General features: G+C 73.3%; 12 protein-coding genes. 9 read left to right on the top strand and 3 right to left on the bottom strand.

Annotated elements, in window-relative coordinates; translation table 11 throughout:
* Positions 1 to 169: 169 nt before the first annotated feature.
* Positions 170 to 3,859: a glycosyltransferase gene (locus ACZ60X_RS31065; protein WP_469605904.1), complete on the top strand. Its 3,690-nt coding sequence runs from the start codon at positions 170 to 172 to the stop codon at positions 3,857 to 3,859.
* Entirely contained in the window at positions 3,856 to 5,421 is a 1,566-nt protein-coding gene (locus ACZ60X_RS31060; protein WP_469605488.1) for a DUF5719 family protein, read from the top strand. Before ACZ60X_RS31065 ends, ACZ60X_RS31060 begins: the two co-directional genes overlap by 4 nt.
* An 82-nt stretch (positions 5,422 to 5,503) precedes the next feature.
* Here the strand turns inward: ACZ60X_RS31060 and ACZ60X_RS31055 are convergent, their stop codons facing one another.
* On the bottom strand, positions 5,504 to 5,887 hold the full coding sequence (locus ACZ60X_RS31055; RefSeq protein ID WP_469605486.1) for a metallopeptidase family protein: 384 nt from the start codon (positions 5,885 to 5,887) through the stop codon (positions 5,504 to 5,506).
* A gap of 385 nt (positions 5,888 to 6,272) precedes the next feature.
* Here ACZ60X_RS31055 and ACZ60X_RS31050 point away from each other — a divergent pair, with 385 nt between their 5' ends.
* The 6 genes from ACZ60X_RS31050 (at position 6,273) to ACZ60X_RS31025 (ending at position 12,210) form a co-directional block, all read left to right on the top strand.
* Positions 6,273 to 6,698: a DUF3499 domain-containing protein gene (locus ACZ60X_RS31050; RefSeq protein ID WP_469605484.1), complete on the top strand. Its 426-nt coding sequence runs from the start codon at positions 6,273 to 6,275 to the stop codon at positions 6,696 to 6,698.
* A gap of 112 nt (positions 6,699 to 6,810) precedes the next feature.
* Positions 6,811 to 8,175: a phosphomannomutase/phosphoglucomutase gene (locus ACZ60X_RS31045; protein WP_469605481.1), complete on the top strand. Its 1,365-nt coding sequence runs from the start codon at positions 6,811 to 6,813 to the stop codon at positions 8,173 to 8,175.
* Positions 8,176 to 8,403: 228 nt separating this feature from the next.
* Positions 8,404 to 8,574 carry a Trm112 family protein gene (locus ACZ60X_RS31040; protein WP_469605479.1) on the top strand — a complete coding sequence of 57 codons (171 nt, stop codon included), beginning with the start codon at positions 8,404 to 8,406 and terminating at the stop codon, positions 8,572 to 8,574.
* Between the two features lie 131 nt (positions 8,575 to 8,705).
* The gene (locus tag ACZ60X_RS31035; RefSeq protein ID WP_469605476.1) at positions 8,706 to 9,833 is read left to right on the top strand and encodes an SIS domain-containing protein; all 1,128 of its coding nucleotides are present in this window, start codon (positions 8,706 to 8,708) and stop codon (positions 9,831 to 9,833) included.
* 94 nt (positions 9,834 to 9,927) lie between these two features.
* Positions 9,928 to 11,079, top strand: coding sequence for a mannose-6-phosphate isomerase, class I (gene manA, locus ACZ60X_RS31030; RefSeq protein ID WP_469605471.1), 1,152 nt, complete (start codon positions 9,928 to 9,930; stop codon positions 11,077 to 11,079).
* Positions 11,080 to 11,229: 150 nt separating this feature from the next.
* Positions 11,230 to 12,210: a cation diffusion facilitator family transporter gene (locus ACZ60X_RS31025; protein ID WP_469605469.1), complete on the top strand. Its 981-nt coding sequence runs from the start codon at positions 11,230 to 11,232 to the stop codon at positions 12,208 to 12,210.
* 18 nt (positions 12,211 to 12,228) lie between these two features.
* On the opposite strand, the gene lepB is transcribed toward ACZ60X_RS31025, so the two are convergent.
* Both lepB and ACZ60X_RS31015 read right to left on the bottom strand, forming a co-directional pair.
* Positions 12,229 to 12,939 carry a signal peptidase I gene (gene lepB / locus ACZ60X_RS31020; protein WP_469605466.1) on the bottom strand — a complete coding sequence of 237 codons (711 nt, stop codon included), beginning with the start codon at positions 12,937 to 12,939 and terminating at the stop codon, positions 12,229 to 12,231.
* Between the two features lie 74 nt (positions 12,940 to 13,013).
* Positions 13,014 to 15,179, bottom strand: a complete 2,166-nt coding sequence (locus tag ACZ60X_RS31015; protein ID WP_469605463.1) for a fructose-specific PTS transporter subunit EIIC — start codon at positions 15,177 to 15,179, stop codon at positions 13,014 to 13,016.
* Positions 15,180 to 15,647: 468 nt separating this feature from the next.
* Here ACZ60X_RS31015 and ACZ60X_RS31010 point away from each other — a divergent pair.
* Positions 15,648 to 16,663 (top strand): adenosylhomocysteinase (locus ACZ60X_RS31010; protein WP_469605461.1); only part of this gene is annotated, 1,016 nt, incomplete at its 3' end.

Here is a 16,663-nt window from a genome sequence, read left to right as displayed (position 1 = left end):
ACCGAAACCTCACGAACGGCCCGTCGCCGGTGGGTTATCCACAGGCGGCGGGCCGCCGTCATGGGCAGCCGATAGTGTGGTCGCTCGTCCGAGACGCCCCGCTGTCCCCTCCACGCACGAGGAGGCACGGGTGTCCACCGCAGTCCATCGAACCGGGGCCCGTACCTCGATGTCCGTGCACAGTCATACGGCAGCCCACCACGCGGCTGCCACAGCCGCATTCGACCCGGCCCGCGCGGCCGCGCTCGACCCGGCCCGCCCGCCCGAGTTCCCGCGCCACGTCGTCACCGCGGTCCTCGTCTCCCACGACGGTGCCCGCTGGCTGCCCGACGCCCTCGCCGGGCTGCTCGGCCAGGAGCGCCCCGTCCAGCACGCGGTCGCGGCCGACACCGGCAGCGCGGACGACTCCGCCCGGCTGCTCACCGAAGCCCTCGGCGACGCCCAGGTCCTGCATCTGGCCCGGCGCACCGGCTTCGGCCAGGCCGTGGAGGAGGCGAGCCGCACCGCCCCGGTCCTCACCCCGGAAGAGCTGCCGTACCTCAAACGCCCCAGCGGCTGGGACCCGGTCACCCGCTCGTGGCGCGACGACGCCTACGACCTGCCGGAACTCCCGTACGGCGAACCCGTCCAGTGGCTCTGGCTGCTGCACGACGACTGCGCCCCCGAACCCGACGCCCTCGCCCAGCTGCTGCGGGTCGTCGACAACGAACTCGAACTGGGCCGCGACGACGTGGCCGTCGTCGGCCCCAAGCTGCGCGGCTGGTACGACCGCCGGCAGCTGCTGGAGGTCGGCGTCTCCATCGCCAACTCCGGCCGCCGCTGGACCGGCCTGGACCGCCGCGAACAGGACCAGGGCCAGCACGACCACGTGCGCACCGTGCTGTCCGTGTCCACCGCCGGCATGCTCATCCGCCGCGACGTCTTCGAGCAGCTCGGCGGCTTCGACCGCCGGCTGCCCCTGATGCGCGACGACGTCGACCTGTGCTGGCGCGCCCACAACGCCGGCCACCGCGTCCTCGTCGCCCCCGACGCGGTCGTACGGCACGCCGAGGCCGCCTCCCGCGAGCGCCGTACCGTCGACTGCGCGGGCCGCACCAGCGCCTCCCCGCACAAGGTCGACAAGGCCGGCGCCGTCTACACCCTGCTCGCCAACACGCGCGGCGCGACGCTGCCCTGGGTGCTGCTCCGGCTCATCCTCGGCACCGTCCTGCGGACCGTCGCCTACCTCGTCGGCAAGGTCCCGGGCCAGGCCGTGGACGAGATCCGCGGCCTGCTCGGCGTGCTGCTGCGGCCCGAGCGGATCATCGCCGCGCGCCGCCGCCGCGGCTCCCCGCAGCTCGACAAGGGCGAACTGCGCCAGCTCCTGCCGCCGCCCGGCGCCACCATCCGCGCCACCGTCGAGCAGGTCGCGGGCAACTTCTCCGGCGGCAGGGACAGCGACACCTCCTCGGCTGGCCGGCACGGCGGTGCCATGGAGTCGGGCCCCGGCGGCGACGACGCCGACTTCCTGGAGATCGAGCAGTTCGCCCGGCTCAAGCGCATCGCCCGCAACCCCGGACCGGTGCTCTTCCTGGCGCTGCTGGTGATCTCCCTCGTCGCCTGCCGCGCCCTGCTCGGCAGCGGCGCGCTCACCGGCGGCGCCCTGCTGCCCGCCCCGGCCGGCGCCGGCGACCTGTGGTCCCGCTTCGCCGACTCCTGGCATCCGGTGGGTGCGGGCGGCTCCCCGTCCGCACCGCCCTACCTCGCCGTCGTCGCGACCCTCGCCACGCTCCTGTTCGGCTCCACCGGACTCGCGGTCACCGTGCTGCTGATCGGCTCCGTGCCGCTCGCCGGACTCACCGCCTACTTCGCCTCCCGGCCGCTCGTCACCTCCCGGCTGCTGCGCGCGTGGGCCGCCGTCGCCTACGCCTTCCTGCCCGCCACCACCGGCGCCCTGGCCGGCGGCCGCGTCGGCACCGCCGTCCTCGCCGTGCTGCTGCCGCTCATCGCCCGCGCGGGCATCGCCGCGAGCGGCCTCACCAACCGCTCCGGCGCGCGTGGCAGTTGGCGCGCCACCTGGGCGTACGCGCTGCTGCTGACCATCACCACCGCCTTCACACCGATCGTCTGGCCCATCGCGCTGCTCCTCGGCCTCGGCGTGCCGGCCCTGCGCCGCACCGACCTCGTCGGCCAGGCCTTGCGCTTCCTCGCCCAGCTCGGCACCCCGCTGCTGATCCTCGCGCCCTGGTCGCTGACGCTGCTGCCGACCGGCTTCCTCAAGGAAGCCGGGCTGGACTACGGCCCGTCGACCGCCTCCGCGCTCGACCTGCTCGGCGCCAGCCCCGGCGGCGCGGGCACGGTGCACGGCCTGATGCTCATCGGCATCGTCCTCGCCGCGCTCGCCGCCCTGCTGCGTTCCGAACGCCAGCTGGGCATCCGCACCGCCTGGGCCGTCGCCCTGGTCGCGCTCGTCTTCGCCGTGCTGTCCAACAAGTCCGCCTGGGCCGGACCGGCCACCCTCGTCTACGGCATCGCCCTGCTGGCCGCCGCAGCCCTCGGCGCCGACGGCGCACGCGGGCGCGTGGCCGAGCAGAGCTTCGGCTGGCGCCAGCCCGTCGCCGCCCTGATCGCCTTCGCCTCCGCCGCGGGCCCGCTGCTCGTCGCCGCCGGCTGGATGATCGGCGGCGCCGACGGACCCCTGGAGCGCCGCGACCCCACCCAGGTGCCCGCGTTCGTCGCCGAGGACTCCACCACCGGCGACCAGGCCCGCACCCTCATCCTCGACAGCGACTCCACCGCGCGCGTGCGCTACACCCTGGTGCGCGGCTCCGGCGCCCGCATGGGCGACGCCGAACTCAGCGCCGTCGGCGGCGCCAACAGCAAGCTGGACAAGGTCGTCGCCAACCTCGTCGCCGGCTCCGGCGCCGACCAGGCCGGCGAACTCGGCGGCTTCGCCGTGCGCTACGTCCTCGTCCACAAGGGCGCGCCCCGCGACTTCACCCGCGTCCTCGACGCCACACCCGGCCTGTCCCGGCTCAGCCAGCAGAGCGGCAGCGCACTGTGGCGCGTCGACCAGGAGGTCTCCCGCGCCGCCATCGTCCCCGCCGGCGGCTCGGGCACCGCGCAGCCGGTCAGCGCGGGACCGGTGGAGATCCATACGACCGTCCCGTCCGGCGCCGACGGCCGCGTCCTGCGCCTCGCGGACACCGCCTCCGCCGGCTGGACGGCCACCCTGGACGGCAAGCCGCTCACCCGCACCACCGTCGACGGTTGGGCCCAGGGCTTCCAACTGCCCGCGAGCGGCGGCAGGCTCGATGTCGTCTACGACGCGCCGATCACCCACACCGCCTGGCTGTGGGCCCAGGGCGCGCTCGCCGTCGTCCTGGTCGTCCTCGCCCTGCCGGGCCGCCGCCGCGACGTCGACGACGACCTGCCCGAGCCCGAACCGCTGCCCGCCCAGGCCGGCCCGGGGGAGGGCCGCCGCGCCCGCCGCCTGCGTGCCCAGGCCGAGGAACAGGCCGCGGAGCCCTCCGCCGAAGAGCCGCCCATGGCACCGCCCCTGCCGGACGAGCCCCCGGCAGCCGCGGTCCCCGAGCAGCAGCCCTACGGGGACTGGGACCAGTCCGGCTACACGAACACCGGATACGGCGGCTACACGGCCGGCCAGTACCAGCCCCCCACCTACGACCAGCAGGGCTACGCCCACGACCCGTACCAGAACGGCCAGTACGACCCGTACGCCTACAGCGGTACGGCCGACCAGATGCCGTACGACCCCTCGGCCTACCAGCAGCAGGGCTACGACCCGGCGTACGACCCCGCCCGGCACGGCTATGACCACGGCACCGGCAGCGAGCACCCCGACGGGAGCCAGCAGTGAACCGCACGACCCTGTCCCTGTTCGCCGGCACAGCCGCCCTGGCCGCCGTCACCGCGTTCGCCGTGCTCGACGGCCCCGCCGCCTCCGGCGCCTCCGCGTCGAAGGCGGCCGCCGACCTCCCGGTGGAGCGCACGAGCCTGCTCTGCCCGGCGCCGAGCATCTCGGACATAGCCAGCACCTCGTACACCTCGTTCACGCCCGTCACCGAGGGCACCCCGGGCAGCGGCAAGGCCCAACTCCAGGCGGCCACGGAGCAGTCGGCGGACGGCACGGGCGGCTCCTCGTCGGACGGTTCCCAGCAGGGCAAGGGCACCAAGGGCAAGGGCACCAAGGGATCGAAGGGCACCAAGGGCGCGACGCAGACCGCGAGCCAGCCGGCGCTCACCCCCAAGGCGCCCGGCACCCCGGCCACCGGCGACACTTCGGGCGCCGACACGCCCGCGCTCATCGGCACCGCCGACGGCAGGTTCGCGCCCGGCTGGACCGTCCAGGAGACCACCGAGGTCGCCGCCGGCACCGGCCGCGGCCTGCAGGGCGTCAACTGCACGCCCGCGGACACCGAGTTCTGGTTCCCGGGCGCCAGCACGGCCACCGGCCGCACCGACTACGTGCACCTGACCAACCCCGACGACTCCGCCGCCGTCGTCGACATCGAGCTGTACGGCAAGGACGGCGCGATCAAGTCCCCGCTCGGCGAGAACCTCACGGTCCCGCCGCACGCGAGCAAGCCGATACTGCTCTCCACGCTCACCGACCAGCAGCAGCCCGGCCTGACCGTGCACGTCAGTGTGCGCAGCGGCCGGGTCGGCGCGGCCGTGCAGGCCCTGGACGACAAGGCGGGCGGTGACTGGCTGGCCGCGGCCACCGATCCGGCCCCCAGCCTCGTCCTGCCCGGCATCCCCGCGGACGCCACCGACGTCCGGCTGATCGCCTTCACCCCCGGCGGCGACGATGCCGACCTCAAGATCCGCCTGGCCACGGCCGACGGCACGATCACCCCGGCCGGCAACGAGAGCGTGCACGTGAAGTCCGGCATGACGACCGCGGCCGACCTCGGCGCCGTCACCCGCGGCCAGGCGGGCTCCCTGGTGCTGACCCCCACCGACCAGTCGGTCCCGGTCGTCGCGGCGCTCCAGGTCGTCCGCGGCAAGGGCGACAAGCAGGAGACGGCATTCATCCCGGCCACGGCCCCGGTCGGCACGCGCGCGACCGCGGCCGACAACAGCGCCAAGGGCTCGACGCTGGCCCTGACCGCGCCGACCGCCACGGCCACCGTCAAGATCACCGCCTCGGCCGGCAGCGACGGCGGCACGGCGGCGACGAAGACGTACACGATCAAGTCCGGCACGACCCAGAACATCGCCGCCCCGGTCCCCTCGGGCCTCCAGGGCACCTACGCCCTCACCGTGGAGACCACCTCGGGCGGCCCGGTCTACGCCTCCCGCACCCTGACGGCCACGGAGGGGGGAGTGCCGGGCTTCACCATCCAGACCCTCGCGAACGACCGGGGGATGGTCTCCGTACCGCAGACGACACAGGACCTGGCGGTGCTGCAGAAGTAGGCGCCGGCCGAGCGGGCACGCCCCGCTCGGGCCCCCCGGGCCGCAGCGCTCGTCCCGGCCGGCCGGAGCCCAACGACACTCCCTAGTCCTCCCCGTACCGGGGATCGACGGTCTCCGGAGTCAGGCCCAGCAGCTCGGCCACCTGCTCCACGACCACCTCGTGCACCAGCGCGGCCCGCTCGTCGCGTCCCTTGGTACGGATCTCCACCGGCCGCCGGTACACGACGACCCGCGCCCGCCGCCCGTCCCGCGCGGGCACGACACCGCCCAGCGGCACGGGCTCGTCGCTCCACACCTGGTCACCCCGCCCCTCCAGCCGGGGCACCTCCAGTACGAGGAAGTCGATGTCGGCGAGCTGCGGCCACCGCCGCTCCAGACGGTCCACGGAGTCCTGCACCAGGTCGGTGAACACCTCGGCGCGACTGGCCGCGAGCGGCACCTGCGGCGGTGCGATCGGCCCCCGCATGCCCCGCCCGTGACGATCACGGCGACGGGGCCCGGGGCCGCTGGCACGGGGCGGTACACGGTTGTCCATCACTGGTGAAGCGTAGTCCCAGCCCGCGCTCCCCGCCCGGCTCCACACACAACGCCCGGCTCCGGACCGCAGGCGCGTCCGCCCACCCGGACCGCACACCGCCCCTGTCCCGGGATGACCATTCCGGCCAACGTCTGGCTCGTTTCCATAACCCTCCAAGACCGCCGAACTCAAGGCAATTGACGGTGTTTGTACCGACTCATGACCGGATGGGATCCCGCCCGAGGCCCGCCGGGATCCCGTCCACGCAGGTCAACAGGGCCTGCCTGAAAGGGTGTGTGGGGCGTTTCACAGCACGACACGGTGGAGTGACCTGGTGGAGAGTCGTCGCGGCCCGCTCAAGAGTGCGGTACCGTCCAACGTCGTGAGCCCTGTACGTCGCTGTTCGCGCACCGCCTGCGGCCGACCCGCCGTGGCGACGCTGACGTACGTCTACGCCGACTCCACCGCGGTCCTCGGCCCGCTCGCCACCTACGCCGAACCCCACTGCTACGACCTGTGCGCCGAGCACTCCGAGCGCCTCACCGCCCCGCGCGGCTGGGAGGTCGTACGCCTCCTGGACGGTTCGGCCCCCGCGCGCCCCAGCGGCGACGACCTCGAAGCCCTCGCCAACGCCGTGCGCGAGGCGGCCCGTCCGCAGGAGCGCGCGGCCCAGGCGGGCGGCGGCGGAGCCCGCACGGCGGACCCCATGGAGGTCGCCCGCCGCGGTCACCTCCGGGTCCTGCGCTCCCCGGACAACTGAACCCGCTACGGTCACGGCACAGCGTCCACCCGGTGTCCGCACACCTCGCCCTTACCCCCGGCGGGTAGTTTGTGGGCACCCATAGGACTTTGGACTTTCAGGAGGGTTGGCCGTGGCAGCTGATCTGTCGCAGATCGTGAAGGCGTACGACGTGCGCGGGGTGGTCCCGGACCAGTGGGACGAGTCACTTGCCGCGCTCTTCGGCGCCGCCTTCGCGGAGGTGACGGGCGCCGCGGCGATCGTCGTCGGCCACGACATGCGGCCCTCCTCGCCGGGTCTGTCCCGCGCGTTCGCGCGCGGCGCGGCGGACCGCGGCGTGCACGTCACCGAGATCGGCCTGTGCTCCACGGACCAGCTGTACTACGCCTCGGGCGCGCTGAACCTGCCCGGCGCCATGTTCACGGCCTCCCACAACCCCGCCCAGTACAACGGCATCAAGCTGTGCCGCGCGGGCGCCGCCCCCGTCGGCCAGGACACCGGCCTCGCGCAGATCCGCGAACTGGTCGAGGGCTGGCTGGAGTCGGGCACCCCGGAACCGGTGGCCGAACCGGGAACCCTGTCCTCCCGCGAGACGTTGGACGACTACGCGGCGTACCTGCGCTCCCTCGTCGACCTGACCTCCATCCGCCCCCTGAAGGTCGTGGTCGACGCCGGCAACGGCATGGGCGGCCACACGGTCCCGTCCGTCTTCGCCGGCCTGCCCCTGACCCTCGTCCCGATGTACTTCGAGCTGGACGGCACCTTCCCGAACCACGAGGCCAACCCGCTGGACCCGGCCAACCTCGTGGACCTGCAGAAGCGGGTCCCCGAGGAGGGCGCCGACCTCGGCATCGCCTTCGACGGCGACGCCGACCGCTGCTTCGTCGTGGACGAGCACGGCGACCCGGTCTCGCCCTCCGCGATCACCGCCCTGGTCGCCGCGCGCGAGCTGGCCCGCAACGGCGGCACGGGCACGATCATCCACAACCTGATCACCTCCCGCACGGTCCCCGAGGTCGTGAAGGAGAACGGCGGCAGCCCGGTCCGCACCCGCGTCGGCCACTCCTTCATCAAGGCCGAGATGGCCCGCTCCGGCGCCATCTTCGGCGGCGAGCACTCCGCCCACTACTACTTCAAGGACTTCTGGAACGCCGACACGGGCATGCTGGCCGCCCTGCACGTCCTCGCGGCCCTCGGCGGTCAGGACGGCCCCCTGTCCTCCCTGGTCGCCCAGTACGACCGCTACGTCGGCTCCGGCGAGATCAACTCCACCGTCGCCGACCAGTCGGACCGCCTCGCCGCGATCCGCGCCGCGTACGAGGGCCGCGCCGACGTCACCCTCGACGACCTCGACGGCCTCACGGTCGCCGCCGCCGACTGGTGGTTCAACGTCCGCCCCTCCAACACCGAGCCGCTCCTCCGCCTGAACGCCGAGGCCAAGGACGAGGCCACGATGACCAAGATCCGCGACGAGGCCCTGGCCATCATCAGGGCCTGACACCCCGCGCCGCCCGGTCGGCGGCCCCGAGCCGGGCCGCGCGCCCTCCCGCCGGCCGGTCGGCGGACAGCACTGCGGGGCTCCGGGCCTTCCGGCCGGGCGGGCGCGTGCGGAGCGGCAGTCCAGGGGCCGCAGCCCCTGGACGGTGCTCGCAGCCCGGCCCAACCTGCCCAGCAGCGGTACGCTGACCAGCGGCCGAAGAAACCTCGCCCCGAAGGGACACACCCCATGCCGCTCGAAGCCGGCCTCCTGGAGATCCTCGCCTGCCCGGCCTGCCACGCCCCCCTCAAGGAGCAGGACACCGAGTTGATCTGCGCGAGCCAGGACTGCGGCCTCGCCTACCCCGTCCGCGACGGCATCCCGGTCCTCCTCGTGGACGAGGCCCGCCGCCCCGAGTGACGACGCGCTTCACCCCGTAGGCCTCGTACACCCAGGCCCGCACACCCCGGACCAGGCGCCCACCGCACCACCACCCGGCGCCATCCCTGGAGGGCTCCGCACAGGACCCCGGCGATCGGAGGCTGCCGCCCATGCTGGACGAATCGCTGCTCGACACCCCGGAGGGCCTCGCCGAGGCCGACCGCCGAGGCCTGCTGCGCGGTGCCGCCGAGGCAGGCGCCCGCGTCCGCACCGCCGCCCGGCACGCCGCCGAGGCAGGCGTCGGCGACCTCAAGCCGGACGGCCGCCCGCGCGCCGTCCTGATCGCGGGCCCCGGCGCCGCCGCCACCCACACCGCCGACCTCATCGGCGCCCTGGCCGGCGTCGGCAGCCCCGTGGTCCGCCTGGCCCCCACCGGCGTCGCCCCGGCCGCCGGCGCCCTGCGCTGGGAACTGCCGGGCTGGACCGGCTCCGTGGACCTGCTCCTGATCGCCACTCCGGACGGCACCGAACCCAGCCTCTCCCTCCTCGCCGACCAGGCCTACCGCCGCGGCTGCTCGGTCGTCGCCGTGGCACCGCCGCGCACCCCGCTCGCCGAGTCGGTCGGCGCCGCGCACGGCCTGTTCGTGCCGATGGCGACAGCGCCGTACGACCAGGAAGAACCGCTCGCCGCTTCCGCCCCGGGTGTCTTCTGGGCCCTGCTCACCCCGCTGCTGGCCCTCCTGGACCGCGTCGGACTGCTGAGCGCCCCGCCCGAGGTGCTGGAGAAGGTCGCCGACCGGCTCGACCAGATCGCCGAGCGCTGCGGGCCCGCCATCGCGACGTACAGCAACCCGGCGAAGACCCTCGCCGCCGAACTCGCCGACGCGCTGCCGGTGGTGTGGACGGAAGGCACCTCCGCCGGGCCCGCCGGCCGCCGCTTCGCCGCCGCCCTCGCCGAACTCTCCGGCCGCCCCGCGCTCGTCGCCGAACTCCCCGAGGCGCTCACCGCGCACAGCGCCCTGCTGGCCGGTCCGCTGGCCGCCAGCGCCGACCCCGACGACTTCTTCCGCGACCGCGTGGAGGAGCCGCCCGCGCTCCACGCGCGCGTGGTGCTGCTGCGCGACCGCCCGATCAGCGGTCTCACCGCCGCCCCGGCCGCCCGCGACCTGGCCCTCAGCCACGACACGCCGATCAGCGAACTCGAACCGGAAGAGGGCGCCGAACTGGAGACCCTCGCGGAACTGATCGCCGTCACGGATTTCGCCGCCGTTTACCTCGCGCTCGCTTCCAGGGCCTGATCTGACCACGGGCCGCAGCAGCCGCGCCCCCTCAGCTGCCCGGCCGGCGCCGGCCGGGCAGCGTACGTACGACCGACGGAGAAGACGAAGACACATGGACCGCCTCGACAACACCATCCGCCCCTACGCCTGGGGCTCCCCCACCGCCATCCCGCAGCTCCTCGGCGTCGAGCCGACCGGCGAGCCGCAGGCGGAGATGTGGATGGGCGCGCACCCCGGCGCCCCCTCGCGCACCGCGCGCGGGAGCCTCGTCGAGGTCATCGACGCGGACCCGGAGGCGGAGCTGGGCAAGGCGGCCGTGGCCAGGTTCGGCCCGCACCTGCCCTTCCTGCTCAAGATCCTCGCCGCCGGCGCGCCCCTCTCCCTCCAGGTCCACCCCGACCTGGTACAGGCGAAGGCGGGTTACGAGGACGAGGAGCGCCGCGGCATCCCGGTCGACGCCCCGCACCGCAACTACAAGGACGCCAACCACAAGCCCGAACTGATCTGCGCGCTCACCGAGTTCGACGGCCTGTGCGGTTTCCGCGACCCGGCCCGGGCCGCCGACCTGCTCGCCGGGCTCGGCGTCGACTCCCTCAAGCCGTACGTCGACCTGCTGCACGCCCACCCCGAGGACGCGGCCCTGCGCGAGGTGCTCACCGCGATCCTCAGCGCCGACCCGGAGGAGATGGCGCGGACGGTCGACGAGGCCACCGCCGCCGCCACCCGGCTCGGCGGCGACTACGCCCCCTACACCGACCTCGCCCGCCACTACCCGGGCGACCCCGGCGTCATCGCGGCCATGCTGCTCAACCACGTCCGCCTCCAGCCCGGCGAGGCCCTGTTCCTCGGTGCCGGCATCCCGCACGCCTACCTGAACGGCCTCGGCGTCGAGATCATGGCCAACTCCGACAACGTCCTGCGCTGCGGCCTGACCCCCAAGCACGTCGACGTCCCCGAACTGCTGCGCGTCGTCCGCTTCGAGGCGGGCGACCCGGGCGTACTGCGTCCCGAGGCCTCCCCGGACGGTGAGGAGGTCTACGACACACCGATCGACGAGTTCCGCCTGTCCCGCTTCGTCCTCCCCGAAGGCGCCGGCGCCCACGACCTCACCCTCGACACCCCGCAGATCCTGCTGTGCACGGCCGGCTCCGTCCGCGCGGGCGAGCACGAGCTGAGCCCCGGCCAGTCCGTCTTCGTCCCGGCGGGCGAGACGGCCGAGGCCTCCGGTGTGGGAACGATCTTCCGTGCCACTGTGATCGTATGACCAGGCCTGTGGACAACTGACGCGGCGAGCCCCGGCCGGGCTGCAAGAATGACCCACCGGCAAAGGCCGGGCAAAGCCGGGCAACCGCCGGGGCGTCAGTGACGTCCGCGGGCGGCGCGGAGTGACAGAGGCGAAGGGACACGCGGACACATGAGCGCGTCAGGCGGTACGAAGGCGATCGTGGCGGCACTCGGCGCCAACCTCGCGATCGCGGCATCGAAGTTCGTGGCGTTCGCGTTCAGCGGCTCCTCCTCGATGCTCGCCGAGGGCGTCCACTCGCTCGCCGACTCCGGCAACCAGTTCCTGCTGCTGATCGGCGGCAAGCGCGCCCAGCGCGAGGCGACCCCGCAGCATCCCTTCGGCTACGGCCGCGAACGGTTCATCTACGCCTTCCTGGTCTCCATCGTCCTGTTCTCCATCGGCGGCATGTTCGCCATCTACGAGGGCTACGAGAAGATCAGCCACCCGCACGCACTGGACAACTGGTACTGGCCCGCGGGCGTCCTGGTCTTCGCGGTCGTCGCCGAGGGCTTCTCGTTCCGCACGGCCATAAAGGAGTCCAACGAACTGCGCGGCAAGCTGTCCTGGGCGCAGTTCATCCGCCGCGCCAAGGCGCCCGAGCTGCCCGTCGTCCTGCTGGAGGACTTCGGCGCCCTCATCGGTCTGGTCCTCGCCCTGCTCGGCGTCGGCCTCGCGGTGGCCACCGGCGACGGCGTCTGGGACGGCGTCGGCACCGTCTGCATCGGTGTCCTGCTGGTCTGCATCGCCCTGGTCCTGGCCGCCGAGACCAAGTCGCTGCTGCTCGGCGAGGCCGCCGGCCTGGACGTGGTGAAGAAGATCGAGGAGGCGACCGTCGACGGTGCCGGCGTCACCGGCGTCATCCACATGCGCACGCTGCACCTCGGCCCCGAGGAACTGCTGGTCGCGGCCAAGATCGCCGTCCAGCACGACGACACGGCAACCGAGGTCGCCGACGCCATCAACGCCGCCGAGGCCCGCATCCGCGCCGCCGTCCCGATCGCCCGCGTCATCTACCTCGAACCCGACATCTACAGCCAGGCCGAGGCCGCCAAGGGCCCGGACCCGGAGGCGACCCCCGGCGGCCCGAACCCCCACGCCACCAGCCACTGACCGCCCGTCAGCGGGCCCTCAGCGGCCCATGGGCCGCGTCGGCCAGGGCAGCACCGGCACGGGCGGCGCCGTCCGCCGCCGAACGACGAGAAAACCGATGCCCAGCCCGACGCCGACGAGGAACAGCACGACCCCGAGCAGCAGAGCCGTGAGGAGCAGGGCCGGGACCGAGCGGTCCTGCGTCACCGGGCCCAGCACCGCCCCCGCGGACACCGTCCCGCCCTGCTCGTCGAGGTGGAAGCGCGAGTCCATGGGGTTCGCGCGATAGTCGCCCAGGAGGAACAGCCGCCCCCGAGGAACCGTCACGTCGTACGACCTGTGCACACCGTCGGCGTCACCGTCGTACACGTAGGGCTCCTCGACGGGCTTGCCGTTCACGGTCATCCGCTCCCGCGAACCCACCGCCGTGCAGCACCGCACCCGGTCCCCGCCCACCCCGATGATCCGCTTCACCAGCGCCGCGTCGATGCCGTACGACGCCGACGGCGTGAACACCACGACGTCGCCGCGCCGCACCGCACTCCCGTCCACACGCTCCCAGATGATCCGCGTCCCCTGGGCGTACGTCGGCCTCATGCTGTCGCCCGCCAGGGTGGAGATCCCGTACGCCGTCCGGAGCCAGGCGAAGGCACCGATCACCAGCACCCCCACGACCAGCGCCGAGACCCCGAGCCCCCGCCCCCGCCCCGTCCCGTCCTCGCCACGTCCCGTCCTCCCCGACCGGCCCATCAGAGACGCGGAGAATACGGCCCCGCGCGCACGGACCGCGCGGCGGCACACCGGGCGCCGACAGTTGTGTCGGCTCACCCGACCTCTGCGAGGACGTCGAGGACCGCCCGCTCGTCCGGTGCGGCCAGCAACCGCTCCCGGAAGCCGGGGTCCGTGAGCTTGCGGGACAACAAGGCGAGGATCCGCAGATGTTCGTCACCGGCGGCGGCCTCCGGTACGGCGATCATGAACACCAGCCGGGCCCTCGTCCCATCCAGCGACCCCCACTCGACCCCCTCCGCGGACCGCGCGAAGCCGACGACCGGCGCGGTCACGACGTCCGTCTTGGCGTGCGGGACCGCGATCTCCTCGCCGAGCCCGGTGGTTCCCTGCTCCTCCCGCCGCAGCGCGGTCGCCACCAACTCGTCCACATCGGCGACCCGGCCGCTGCGGCCCAGCAGCTCGGCCATCTCCCGTATCGCCCCGCCCTTCTCCTGGGCGGCGAGCGCCACCTTCACGGTCCGACCGCTGAGATACCCGGAAAGCACCTCGGCCTCGCCACCGTCCCCGGCCGCACGGACACCCCCGGAGACGAGCACCGCCCCCTCCGCCCCCTCGGCCTCCACCGCCGGTCCCGCACCCGCGACCACATCACTCGCACCGGCCGACGGCGCTCCCGCCCCGCTGGGACCGCCCGCGCCCGGATCCGCGCCTGAATCGGCACCCCTGTGCGCCTCCGCCGCCCCCGCAGCATCCGCACCCGAAAGCCCGGGACGCTGCCCGGGAAGCCCGGAGGCGCTCCTCAGCCGTCCCCGTCGCCCGCTCACATCGACCAACGCCACCGTCGCCAGCGCGGTCACCACGGACCCGATCACCACCGCGACGAAGAACATCGGCACCCCGCTCACCGCGCCGAGCACCGCCACGATCGGCCCGCCGTGCGGCACCGCGTCCTTCACCCCGGCCGGTCCCGCGACCGCACCCGCCACCGCACCACCCAGCATGTTGGCCGGGATCACCTGCGCGGGCCGCGCCGCGGCGAACGGAATCGCGCCCTCCGAGATACCGAAGCACCCCATGAACAGCGCCGCGAGGCCGGTCTCCCGCTCCTGCTCGGTGTACAGCCGCCGCCGGATCAGCGTGGCCAGCCCCTGCCCCAGCGGCATCACCGGAATCGCCGCCGCGCACATGCCCATCACCGTCTGGTTGCCGCTCGCGATGAGCCCGGCGCCGAAGAGGAACGCCGTCTTGTTGACCGGGCCGCCCATGTCGAACGCGATCATCAGCCCCAGGATCGCGCCGAGCAGGATCGCGCTCGTCCCCGTCATCCCGCCGAGCCAGCTCGTCAGATGCTCGAACACCCAGGAGATCGGCCTGCCGATGACGTAGAGGAAGAACAGCCCGAGCGCCGTCGTCGCCACGATCGGGATCACGATGATCGGCATGATCGGCTGAACGAACCTCGGCACCCGGACCTTCTTGATCCACAGCACCAGATACCCGGCCAGAAAGCCGGTCACGATCGCGCCGATGAACCCCGCGCCGGCCTTCGAGTCGTACAACGCACCCGTGTTCGCGATCCAGCCACCGATCATGCCGGGCACGAGCGCGGGCCGGTCGGCGATCGCGTACGCGATGTAGCCGGACAGGACCGGGATCATCAGCTGGAAGCCGATCCCGCCGATCGCGTTGACGCGCGCCCAGAAGGTGCCGTCGGGAATCACATAGCCCTTCGCCGTCGCATGACCGCCGAGCGCCAGCGAGACCGCGATCAGCAGACCGCCGACGACCACGAACGGGATCATGTACGACACGCCGTTCATCAGCGCCTTGTACACCGGTCCCCGTTCCCGGCCGCCGCCCGCGCTCGCCGAACCCCCCGTCGCCCCGCCGGGCGCGTAGACGGGCGCCGACCGCACCCGCTCGATCAGCAGCTCGGGATGGTGGATGCCCTCGGCGACCCCGACCGTCAGCACGCGCTTGCCCGTGAACCGGCTCAGGTCGACGTCCTTGTCGGCGGCGACAATGATGCCGTCCGCGTGGCTGACATCGTTGTCATCGAGGATGTTCTCGGCCCCGATGGAGCCCTGCGTCTCCACCTTCATCTCGATGCCCCGGCTGGCGGCGGCCTGCGCGAGCTTCTCCGCCGCCATGTACGTGTGCGCGATACCGGTCGGGCAGGCGGTCACCGCCAGCAGCTTCACCCGCAGCCCCTCGTCATCGCGGCCACCCGTCGAGGGGGGTCCGGCCGGACTGGCCACGTCGTGTCTCCTCACACCTTCGTCGCGCGCGGTGCCGTCCCGGACACCCCGCGAGCGTGGACCGGACTTTCCGGCCCCCTGCATCCTGCCGCACCCGTCACCTCGCCCACAGATGCGAAAATCCCTGTTCCTGCCGGTCTGTGGGCTCCCGTTCCCGGGCTTACGCACCCTTGCCGGCCCCCCTCCTGCCCTCGCCCGGCCACCCGAAACCGCCTTACCGTCGGCTCGATCCTTGCGGAGGCGGACTGGGGGCGACCCGCCTGGGCGGTGTAGCTTGGGACGGAGCCAGACGTCGCTGCTGATGGCGGTCGGGCGGTCCTCAGGGGCCGACCGAGGGAGAGAGGGCCTCCGACGGACTGCGCTGCGCGTACGGGGGCATGCCTGTGTCCTCTTCTCGGGCACCCGTCTGTCCGCCGCCGCGCAGACCAGCCGTACCCACCTCGACCCGACCCCGAGGAGCAGCTCGCAATGACGACTGTCGAGAACCGACAGGACTTCAAGGTCGCCGACCTCTCGCTGGCCGAATTCGGCCGCAAGGAGATCACCCTCGCCGAGCACGAGATGCCCGGCCTGATGGCGATCCGCAAGGAGTACGCCGAGACCCAGCCGCTGGCCGGCGCCCGCGTCACCGGCTCCCTGCACATGACCGTCCAGACCGCCGTGCTCATCGAGACGCTGGTCGCCCTGGGCGCCGAGGTCCGCTGGGCCTCCTGCAACATCTTCTCCACCCAGGACCACGCGGCCGCCGCCATCGCCGTCGGCCCGAACGGCACGCCCGACAACCCCCAGGGCATCCCGGTCTTCGCCTGGAAGGGCGAGACCCTTCAGGAGTACTGGTGGTGCACCGAGCAGGCGCTGACCTGGCCGGACAGCCCCACCGGCGGCCCGAACATGATCCTGGACGACGGCGGTGACGCCACCCTCCTCGTCCACAAGGGCGTCGAGTACGAGAAGGCCGGCCAGGTCCCTGCCCTGGAGACCGCCGAGTCCGACGAACACCGCGTCATCCTCCAGCTGCTGCACCGCACCCTGGGCGAGAACCCCCAGAAGTGGACGCAGCTGGCCTCGGAGATCCGTGGCGTGACGGAGGAGACCACGACGGGTGTCCACCGGCTGTACGAGATGCAGCGTGACGGCGTCCTGCTGTTCCCCGCGATCAATGTGAACGACGCGGTGACGAAGTCGAAGTTCGACAACAAGTACGGCTGCCGGCACTCGCTGGTCGACGGCATCAACCGGGCCACGGACGTGCTGATCGGTGGCAAGACGGCCGTCGTGTGCGGCTACGGCGACGTCGGCAAGGGCTGCGCGGAGTCCCTGCGCGGTCAGGGCGCCCGGGTGATCGTGACCGAGATCGACCCGATCTGCGCCCTGCAGGCGGCGATGGACGGCTACCAGGTCACCACGCTCGACGAGGTCGTCGAGACGGCCGACATCTTCGTCACGACGACCGGCAACAAGGACATCATCATGGCCTCGGACAT

It is taken from the genome of Streptomyces sp. NPDC104106, assembly GCF_055584345.1.
The sequence above is the reverse complement of the archived record's forward strand: the minus strand, read 5'-3'. Positions and strand labels throughout refer to the sequence as shown.